The organism is Streptomyces prasinopilosus, from assembly GCF_001419695.1.
GTDB lineage: Bacteria > Actinomycetota > Actinomycetes > Streptomycetales > Streptomycetaceae > Streptomyces > Streptomyces prasinopilosus.
This window is the reverse complement of sequence record NZ_LIRG01000378.1, coordinates 1-7,236: the sequence shown is the minus strand read 5'-3', so window position 1 is coordinate 7,236 and position 7,236 is coordinate 1. Positions and strand designations below refer to the sequence as shown.

The window sequence follows — 7,236 nt, the reverse complement described above, 5'->3', positions numbered from 1 at the left end:
AGATCGCGATGTCGCCGGTGCCGAGCACCCGGCCGTTGCGCAGCCGGGCGTGCAGGGAGGTGGAGAGGTCCTGGCCCTCCCACCCGGACAGGTGGCCGGTCGGCAGGTCGCAGCCCGCGGACGTCAGCAGGGGGAGTGCCGCCATCAGCCACTCGCTGGAGACCGCCTCCGCCTGCGCGTACGCCGCGTGGCTGAGGGCCGGGCCCTCGAAGCCGGCGCCGCCGCGCGCCGCGCGCACCGTCCGGTCGATGGCCGTCCGCAGTTCCGAGGCGCCGTGGAACCCGTTGACCTGGGTCTCCATCGGCAGCTTGGCGCCCTGGGCGCGCCAGGTCCGCTGCCGTTCGGGGGGCTCGGCGACGCGCCGCAGGCCGTGGCCCGCGGCCGGCGCGCTGACGTCCCGCAGCCGGGACAGTGCCGTCAGGTCCTTCTCCAGCGCCCGGTACACCAGGTGCCTGCCGTTCATCGAGGCCCGGTGGACCGTGCCGTCGGGGCAGTGCAGGGCCAGTTCCACGTCGATCGGCACCCGCATCCGGACGGCGGGCGCGCTCGCGTCGACGATGGTGCGGATGCCGGCCTGGGTGCGGATGGTCTCCCCGGACCGCGTCGCCGCCGCCGAGCCGAAGCCCGCGCCGAGCATCCCGCCGGTGGACCGCACTCCTCCGCCGCCGGGCTCGCCGGCCCCGGTCACCGAGCCGCTCAGCCCCGTGGAGGTCGCCTGTTCGGTGCCCTTCGCCCGGTCCGCCACCGCGACCGTGGCGAACTCCATGTCCCGGTCGCCGTCGGCGCGGCCGCCCGGCTCGGCGTCCCCGGTGCGCCGCACGGTCAGGACCGCCCGGTAGCGGCGGAGGCGGTCGCGGAACAGCTCCACCGCGACCCCTCCGTCCATGGCGCCGGAGAGTAGGCCGACGGCGCCGTCCCGGTCCAGGACGCGCAGCAGGCGCTGCACGTTGCGGTACTCGTCGTCGGTCTGCCGGTCGGGCAGCAGTTCCCGGGCGAGGGAGCGGGGGAGCCGGCCGCGCAGCTCGCCCAGCAGCGGAACGAGGTCGGGCATGTCCTCGACCAGGCCGAATCCGAGCGGCAGCCGCTCGCCGAGCACGGGCGGCGGGGGCGGTGCCGGTGCGGTCTCCTCCCCGGCGAGCGGCGCGCGGTCACCGGCCGCCGACGAGCCGCCCGCCGGGGCGGAGGCGGAGGCGAGGGCGGAGGCGGAGCCCGGGGCCGGGGCGCCCGGCGCCGACAGGCCCGCCGCCGCGAGCTGTTCCCCGGTCAGCCACACGCCGACCGCGCCGGGGACCGTCTGCTCGGCCGCCCTGACCTTGGTGCCCGACAGTCCGGTGGTCACCTCCGCGACCATGTGCACCAGCAGGTCGCACTGGACCAGGTGGAAGTCCCGGCCCCGGGGCACGACGGAGTTGCGTTCCACGGTGCCGGTCGTCGCGGCGCCCTCGACGGTGCGCCGGTGCGAGGTCCGGCCGTGGAAGGCGCTCTCACCTATCTGGAAGCCGTCGCCGGTCTCCCGCCCGGAGAGGCCGTAGGCGGTCGACTGGGAGACCGTGCGCGACTTCTGCCCGGACGCCTGGTGGCCGCCGAGCGCCATGTTCTCGGTGCCGGGCCCCTTGGCCGTGGTCACGACGCGGGGGTGGACGAGTGCGAACCGGGTGCCGACCGCCCCCTTCAGGCCCTGGATCCGTCGCGGGTAGCGCAGGTCGTCGACGACCCAGCCGGTGCCGACGGCCTGCCGGAGCGCGGCCTTGACGGCCCCCGGGCCCAGCTGGGACTCGATGGCCTGCCGCGGCGCCAGCCCTTCGACGGCGAGGGCGTTGTCGGGCCGGTCCGGCGCGGCCGCCTCGGACAGCAGCCGGTAGGCGAGGTCGCGGACCGCCCTGGCGTCCCCGACCGTCTCCACGAACTGCCAGTCCCGCACCTGCCGTCCGCGGGCCACGGGGGCGCCGCCGGTCAGCGCGCCGATGCCGGCCGACTCCACCTCCCGGTGGCGCGGGCGCACCTGGGCGGCCCGGTCCCGTATCCGGCCGGCCCGGCCGGGGTCGACGGTGAACCCGGTGGGGGTGGTGAGCCGCACGTCCTGCGTCTCCAGGCGCAGCGGGTCGCCGTCGGCCGCGCCGGACGAGGAGGCGATCGTCTCGGCCTCGGGCTCGTGCCGCCCGGGCATGCCGGGGCTGATCGTCCGCAGCGCCTTGCGCTCCCGGGTCACCTTGGTCACCCGGACGGCCAGGTCGAGGGTGGCGCCGAAGGAACTGCGTTCGGGCTGGCCGCTGTTGAGCGAGTCGCCGCGCACCGACGGTCCCGCCTGCACCGACCGCCCCGAGGTCAGCCCCCAGGTGCGGCTCGCCCCGGCGGAGACGACGCCCGGCACGAGCTGGAGCTGCACCCCCACCCTGCTGGAGACGCTCCGTGCACTGGACTGCCCGGTCTGCGAGCTGCCGCCGGTGCCGGAACTGCTGCGCACCAGCCAGTCCGAGGTCTCGCCCAGGTAGTCCACCGGTCCGAGGCTGCCGGTGACCGTGACCTGCACGTCGTGCGCGTGCAGGGCGGACTTGCGGCGCAGCCGGACCGGGATGCCGGTGGACAGCAGCTGGTCCTTGTTGGCACGGATGTTGGTCTGCGACAGCACCGCCAGCAGGTTCCGGTAGTTGGTGCGCTGCTGCTCGGCCGCGTCGTCCGCCAGCGGCGGGGCGAGGGGAGCCGCGCCGCCGAACTCCCGGGGCAGGTAGCCGGCGAGCCGGGGGTCGGTCGCGAACAGCCGCTCGACCGCCCTGAGCAGCGGCGCCGCGTCGAAGCGGCCCAGCGCCACGCTCGCTCCCCTGCCGCCGAACGGCAGCGCCCGCTCGGGCAGCGGGTCGCCGGCCTCGTCCGTGGTCCGCACCAGGTCGCCGCCGGCGACTCCCTCCGGCAGCGGCAGGCCCAGCGCCTGCGCCTCCTCGGCCCGCATGCTCACCATGACGTCGACGTCGTGGGCGGCGGTGCGGGGACCGGTCGCCGCCCGGGCCCCGGTCCCCTCGACCGTCAGCCGGAACAGGCCCCGGTACAGCGCCTTCTCGCCGCGCACCTCGGCGCCCTGCCGGGTGGTGGCGGCGCGTTCGTCCTTCACGGCACGGCTGCGCGAGGCACCGGCCGCGGTCAGCTGCGACAGCCGCAGCACCTGCCCGACCGAGGGCCCGCCGAAGGCCAGCGCGGGTCCGGCGCCGGCGTGCGCGGATCCGCCCTCGGCCCGGGTGCCGGAGACGGTCAGCGCGGACTGCTGGTGGGTCCGCAGCTGGGTCCGGCCGATGCCCCACGCCGGTGCCATGGAGAGGACCTCGGCGCGCATCCGGTAGGAGCCCTTGACCTCGCCGTCGGCCGAGGTGAGGTCCTCGCCCATCACCCAGCCCGCCAGCAGCCGCGGCAGGTCCTCGGTCAGGGTCGCCGCCGACGTGGCCTCGTACAGATGGGGACGGCCCGGGGCGCCGGGCGCCGTCAGCCGGGGGTGCAGGACGGAGGCCACCTTGTCGTACAGGCCGCCGCCCCCGGCGTGCGGCGTGCCCGCGTCCGTCACGGCCAGCGGCGCCAGCGAGTCGGCCAGCGCCACCTCGTGCGCGGTGTCCGCCGCCAGGGGCGCCGCGTGGGCCGGGGACCCGGTCCCGGCCGGCACCAGGTGCTCGCGCGGCACCCGCTGGGTGAGGGTGCCCGGTCCGCTCGCGGTGTGCGGCGTACGGTCGTGCGCGCCGCGTGCGACGCGCACGTGGAACCGCACGTGCCGTTCCACCTCCACGGAACCGCCGTCGCTGCGCAGGGTGCGCGGCTCGGAGACGGTTGTCGCGGTGTGGTTCCCGGTGGCCGAGGTGACCCCGGCGTCCCCGGCGGCCTCGACGCCCGCCCAGACGGCCGGGGCCACCGGCCACAGCGCCCGGCCCGCCGCGCGGAAGCCGGCGTTGCCGGTCCTGTGGGTGCCGCTGTTGCCGGTGCCCGCGGAGTTGCGCAGGCTGTCGACCTTGATGTCGGCGCCCTCGGTCTCGGCCGCCACGGCGTCCGCGCCGAGTGCGGCGGCCCGGCCGTCGGCCGTCGCCCGCGGGGCGTCGGCGGCGAGGAAGGTGCCGGGGGCGTCGGCGGCGCCGGGCACGACGCGGACCGTGACGTCGCGCACGCCGCCCCGGCCGCGCACCACGAAGGAGCGGCCCTGCCCGAAGAACGACTCGGGGCGCGCGGCGAGTTCGGCGCCGATGCGGTCGGCCTCCCCGGTGTCCCCGGCGGCCCGTGCCACCTCGTCGCGGACGAAGCCGTGTCCGGTCAGGCCGCTGGTGAAGGACAGGCCGCCGGCCCGGAGGTCCTTCAGGTAGGGCGGCAGGACGCGCTCGTGCTCGACGGGCGGCAGGGGCGCGGGCGGGTCGAGGACGGCGCCGCCGGCCCGCGCGCGCTGGACGTCGCGCATCACCAGGCTCGCCGCCGCGTTGCCCGCGGTCCGCTGGAGCGCGAGCAGTCCCCGCCGGTCGAGCGGCGCGGAGGCCGCGAGCGGGGCCGGTGCCGTCGCCGGGAGCGCGGTCGGGGCGGCGGACCGTCCCGACGCGGCGGTGGCCGCTCCGCCACCGGGCCCGCCGGTCGCCTTCTGCTGAGCGCGCACGCGTGTACCCCTGTGTCGACGTGACGAGTTCTCCGGCGGCGTGCGGCCGCCCGGGCGGGGCGCCGACCGCGATGGATCATAAGGCAGCCGCAGGGCGTCCACCAGGTGGATGGGAAGTTAACTCTGCTGTAATTTGTGCGACTTCGCGTGCGGGCCCGGACGCCGTCAACCGGGCTCGGACGCGGTCGACCGGACCCGGACGCGGTCGCCCGGCCGCGGCCGTCCCGTCCGCCGCGGCCTCCCCGCCCACCGCGTCCGCCGTGCCGGTGCCGTGCGCTCCCGGGGCCCCGGAACCAACCGGATTCCCCCGGCGTGTTCGTGGGCAGGGAGGGGTGCGGGGAGGGCGCCCGGGGCTGTCCGGGGTTCGCTCGCGGGCCGGAATCCCCGGTGACCGCACCGCCGTCGGAGCGAGGTCGTGCCGAGGCCGGTGCGCAGGCCGCTTCCCGCGGCGATACTTGCGGGGACGAATGACCACGGGGGAGGTCGAGTGACCCACACGCCGAGCGGCGGCGCGGCACCACCCGGCCCGGGCGCGGCACCGCCCGCGACGCCCGCCGTGTCCGCGACGCCCGCCGTACCGCCGCGGTCGCCCAGGGCGTGGGTTCCGTACTGCCCGTGTTCGCCGCGCGCGCGGGCGGCGGGATCATCGAGGACGTCGACGGCAACCGTCTGATCGACTTCGGCTCGGGCATCGCGGTGACCTCGGTCGGCGCCTCCGCCGAGGCCGTCGTGCGCCGTGCCGCCGCCCAGCTCGCCGACTTCACGCACACCTGCTTCATGGTCACGCCGTACGAGGGGTACGTGGCCGTGGCCGAGGCGCTCGCCGAGCTGACCCCCGGCGACCACGCCAAGAAGTCGGCCCTGTTCAACAGCGGCGCCGAGGCCGTCGAGAACGCCGTCAAGATCGCGCGGGCCTACACCAAGCGGCAGGCGGTCGTGGTGTTCGACCACGGCTACCACGGCCGCACCAACCTCACCATGGCGCTGACCTCGAAGAACATGCCCTACAAGCACGGCTTCGGTCCGTTCGCGCCCGAGGTGTACCGCGTTCCGGTCGCCTACGGCTACCGCTGGCCGACCGGCCCCGACCAGGCGGGCCCGGAGGCCGCCGCCCAGGCCATCGACCAGATCTCCAAGCAGGTCGGTGCCGGGAACGTGGCCGCGATCGTCATCGAGCCGGTCCTCGGCGAGGGCGGGTTCATCGAGCCGGCCAAGGGCTTCCTGCCCGCGATCGCCGAGTTCGCCGCGGACAACGGCATCGTGTTCGTCGCCGACGAGATCCAGTCCGGCTTCTGCCGCACCGGCCAGTGGTTCGCCTGCGAGGACGAGGGCATCGTCCCGGACCTGATCACCACCGCGAAGGGCATCGCCGGCGGCCTCCCGCTCTCCGCCGTGACCGGACGCGCCGAGATCATGGACGCGGCCCACTCCGGCGGCCTCGGCGGCACCTACGGCGGCAACCCGGTGGCCTGCGCGGGCGCGCTCGGCGCCATCGAGACGATGAGGGAACTGGACCTCAACGCCCGGGCGAAGGCGATCGAGGCGGTCATGAAGACCCGGCTGACCGCGATGGCCGAGAAGTTCGACCTCATCGGCGACGTCCGCGGCCGCGGCGCCATGATCGCCATCGAGCTGGTCAAGGACCGTGCGACCAAGGAGCCGGCCCCGGAGGCGACGGCGGCCCTGGCCAAGGCCTGCCAGCAGGAGGGTCTGCTGATCCTGACCTGCGGCACCTACGGCAACGTCCTGCGCTTCCTGCCGCCGCTGGTCATCGGCGAGGACCTGCTGAACGAGGGCCTGGACATCCTCGAGCAGGCGTTCGCACGCCTCTGAACGGGCGCACGTGCGCGTCCGGAGCCCCGACGGTGCGGGTGAGCCGCCCGGCGGCGCCGCCGGGACGCGGACGGCGGAGCGTGTGAAGAAGGTGTGCGGGGTGGATGGCGGGGACCCGTGGGCCCTGTCGCGGGTCCACCCCCTGCCGTAGGTTCTACCGGGACAAGAGATACACCCGCCCGCGGGAAACCGTGAGCGGTACGGGTCGAGGCCTCCCCGGCTTCGCCCTGGTCGTGTCCTCGCGCACACAACCGGAGGCCCCGGTCTCCGGGTCTCCTCACGATCGGACGGCCGCCCGCCCCACACCCCCCGGGGCGCGCGGCGTTCCGGTCCGGACGGCAGCCCACGCGTCACGCGCGGCAGGCCGTTCACCGAAGGGCCGGTGCTCTCCCCCCTTGCACCGGCCCTTCGGCGTGTCCCGTCCCCGGGGCCCGCCGCCGTGAACGGCCGCGCGCGAGCGGATGCGAAGCTGTGCACCATGCTGCTGCTCGGGCCCCCCGTCCTCCTCCTCGCGCTGATCACCTGGCAGGTCGTCGCCGACGGTCCCCTGGTGGACCTGGACGAACGGCTGAGCGGGGCGCTCGTCCGGCCGGACCGGACCTCCGAACTGCTCGCCGACCTCGGCAACACCGAGGTGGCCGTGCCCGCCCTGGCGGCCGCCCTGGCGTACGCCGCGTGGCGGGGGCGTGCCGCGGGCCGGGACCGCTGGTGGCTGCCGCCCGCGGCCGGAGCCGTGGCGATGGCCCTGGTCCCCGTGCTCGTCGTGCCCCTGAAGGCCTGGACCGACCGCC

1 protein-coding gene and 2 pseudogenes are annotated in these 7,236 nt (G+C 76.4%); 2 read left to right on the top strand and 1 reads right to left on the bottom strand.

The genetic code is table 11. The annotated features are described in order from the left end of the window. The coding region (locus AOK18_RS33060) for a hypothetical protein (RefSeq protein WP_206281554.1) at nucleotides 1-4,612 on the bottom strand (4,612 nt) is incomplete at its 3' end. A 501-nt stretch (nucleotides 4,613-5,113) separates the two neighbouring features. Here AOK18_RS33060 and gabT point away from each other — a divergent pair. Together gabT and AOK18_RS35245 are read left to right on the top strand one after the other, a co-directional pair. Next, nucleotides 5,114-6,445: pseudogene (gene gabT, locus AOK18_RS16790) on the top strand (4-aminobutyrate--2-oxoglutarate transaminase); the annotation flags it as partial. A gap of 478 nt (nucleotides 6,446-6,923) precedes the next feature. After that, nucleotides 6,924-7,236: pseudogene (locus tag AOK18_RS35245) on the top strand (phosphatase PAP2 family protein); the annotation flags it as partial.